The sequence below is a fragment of the Actinoplanes sp. ATCC 53533 genome, from assembly GCF_003947245.1.
This window is the reverse complement of sequence record NZ_QHHV01000506.1, coordinates 1-2,539: the sequence shown is the minus strand read 5'-3', so window position 1 is coordinate 2,539 and position 2,539 is coordinate 1. Positions and strand designations below refer to the sequence as shown.

At 64.0% G+C, this 2,539-nt stretch carries 2 protein-coding genes and 1 pseudogene; 1 reads left to right on the top strand and 2 read right to left on the bottom strand.

The window, feature by feature from the left end:
• Positions 1-223, bottom strand: a pseudogene (locus DMB66_RS59615) (aminoglycoside phosphotransferase); the annotation flags it as partial.
• Positions 224-312: 89 nt separating this feature from the next.
• Positions 313-1,614: a tetratricopeptide repeat protein gene (locus tag DMB66_RS59610; RefSeq protein ID WP_125812677.1), complete on the bottom strand. Its 1,302-nt coding sequence runs from the start codon at positions 1,612-1,614 to the stop codon at positions 313-315.
• Between the two features lie 278 nt (positions 1,615-1,892).
• On the opposite strand from DMB66_RS59610, the gene DMB66_RS59605 reads away from it, so the two are divergent.
• A complete protein-coding gene (locus DMB66_RS59605) occupies positions 1,893-2,324 on the top strand; it encodes a hypothetical protein (RefSeq protein WP_125812676.1) in 432 nt (143 codons plus the stop codon).
• Positions 2,325-2,539 lie beyond the last annotated feature (215 nt).

Here is a 2,539-nt window from a genome sequence, read left to right as displayed (position 1 = left end):
CGTCCCACAGAGTGACGTGCAGGCCGTCGATGGTCAGCGGCTGGTCCAAGTCGAGGAGCCGAACTGCTGGCACGTCACCTTGCTCAAGCCAACGGGCAATCCGAATGACCTTGTCAACCCGGTCGGCCATCGTCGCCGATGCGGCGATCCGCACGACCACGCCAGCGGCCGGTAGGGCGAAGACCGCGTTGTTGGTGAACTTGATCAGCTGCGCGCCGGTCACATCGACGCCAGCTATTGTCTGCACGCCGGCAAGCACGGCGTGCAGCCGCTCATCCGTGATCCGCGCGCCGGGCGGTGATGTCCTGCTTGTCATCCTCCCTGGAGGGTAGCAATGCGACCTGCGAGTTCTGAGGCGCCATCGTCATCAGGGTGCTCCTGCGCGGCGAGCAATAGCGGGCGAAGGCGGTCGATTGTGCGTACCGACCGAACCTGTTCGGCTAGCACCACAGCACGGCTACCATCGGCAACCCCGCCCGTACAGTCTCCGACGTTAAGCTTCGCAGCGCCGAGAGCGGTTAGCTCGAAAATCGTGCTGCGGGCCGTGCCCTCACCGCGGGCCTTAATGCTGGCCGTCAGGCAGGTGATCGCCTTGTCCACGTTCTTGTCACCGGGCAGCAGGCTGTACACCATCCCGGTGAGTGCGGACAGGTCTGCTGCTCCGAAGAACGCCACCCAGGCGGGGAGGTTGTCCTCCCCACGGACGAACTCGTCCTTGGCCCGGCCCAGCGCGCTGACGGCTTTGCTGCCGTTGCCCATCATGGCGTGGGTCCAGCCGAGGTTGGCATGCAGCATGGCCACCGTCAGCGGGTCGTCGGCGTCCTGGGCTGCGAGCTGACCGAGCTGCAAGAACCGCAGGGCCTGGTCCAGGAATCCACGATGTAGGTGGACCCGGCCCTGCCGGTAGAGGATGTTCGCCGCCAGGGACAGGCTGTCGGTTGCCTTGGCCTGCTCGAGGGCGAGCGAGAAGTGCAGCCGGGCGTTGCCGTGCAGGCCGACGTCGAACGACGTCCACCCGGCGAGGTTATGCAGATCGGCAACGGCGAGCTGGATGCGTCGCCGGACCTCGTCAGTGCAATCGGAGTGCATCATCGCCCGGGCGTGCGCGGTCTGCGCGATTACCGCCTCGCGGCATGCCCCGCCGCCGTTCTGGTAGTCCACTGCCCGCAGAACCCGGGTGAGGTACTCCAGGTTGTCGACATCTCCGTCCCCGATATTGTCCGGGACCGGGGTGCGGGGCTCGGTGAGCGGCTGCCACCATCGTGCGGCCTCCGGCAGCGAGGTTCCCATCATCACCTCGGCTGCGTGTTTGAGCGCCTTCCGAATCTGCTCGGCCTCGTCGATCGTAGTGGCCCCGACGGTGAGCGCGTCCTCGACCGGGGTGTGCTCGTCATGGTCGTAGTTGCCCAGGCCCATGTAGCCGCGAGGGATTCGCAGGCCATCGGCGATGCGCTGGAGCACGCTGTAGGCCAATACCTCGCGGCCGCCCATGATGTCGGAGATCTCCGATTGGGACTGCCGGGTCAGTTCGCCGATGTTCCGCTGGGTGTAGCCGCAGCACTTCAGCTTGTGGAACACCCACGCCAGGTCGTGGTCGCGCAGCGCCCGGCGCATCTCCGGGCTCTCCCACGTTGTCGGCGGCGGTGGGCCACCGTCGGACCGAGTCGTATTCACGGAAACTCCATACCGTCAGGGTTCGTAGCCGAAGGGTAGCCCTCGTCGAGGACTAGTGGAACGGGTGATCGGTCGAGCCGATCACCCGGACCGATGACATCCGAGATCGGCGAAAATGATCGCCTTCACGGCTTTCTTCGTCCATTGCTGAGTGGGATCGTCATCCACATCGACGGATGCCATCTATCTGCTCAGCACCTTCTCGAGCGAGGCGAGCAATGGTTCAGTTTCACACCGAAGGGTCCAATTCCAGGGCCGAGCGCCTCGGTGCCGCATCGATCGGTGAGTCCGGTCGGGCGACCCACCGCAACGACTGGATAAACGGAATGCAACCGCTTCCCGAGGCGCTACTCTGGGCCGCCGTCGGCGATCTTGACGTGATCGAGCGACTCAGCCGGCAAGCGCACCAGGTGCGGTTCCCGACCTGGCTTTGCAGCTACGACGGACAGGCGTGGCCGTGTGAACCCGCCCGTAGTGATCTACTCCTCGACCTGGGCTGGATCAAGGTGGCTATCTACTGCGCTGTGCTGATGGAACGGGCCACCAAGGACCTCTCCTCGTCTACCCCGAAAGAGCTTTGGCAACGATTTATCGAGTGGACAGAGCCACCTGACGATGCTCGGAACCTCCTGCTAAAACAGACTGCCTGAATCTTCTGGACGTCGAATCTCTGGCACGCAACGGAGTCATCTAATTGTCAGCCCGCGGAGAGCCGGATGCCATTTGAAGGCCACAACACTCGATCCTCCACCTCGGTTTGATCATGTCCGATGCCGTTAGCCCCAACGGATCGGGCTCCAACAGCTCAGGAGGGAACGCCATGATTCACATCGAACTGCTTTCGCATGCGTACGCCGGCGACGTC

Excerpts from the sequence above, each read along its gene's own strand:
- DMB66_RS59610 (WP_125812677.1), bottom strand. The coding sequence starts at position 1,614 with ATGCGCCGGGCGCTGCGCGACCACGACCTGGCGTGGGTGTTCCACAAG.
- DMB66_RS59605 (WP_125812676.1), top strand. The coding sequence starts at position 1,893 with ATGGTTCAGTTTCACACCGAAGGGTCCAATTCCAGGGCCGAGCGCCTC.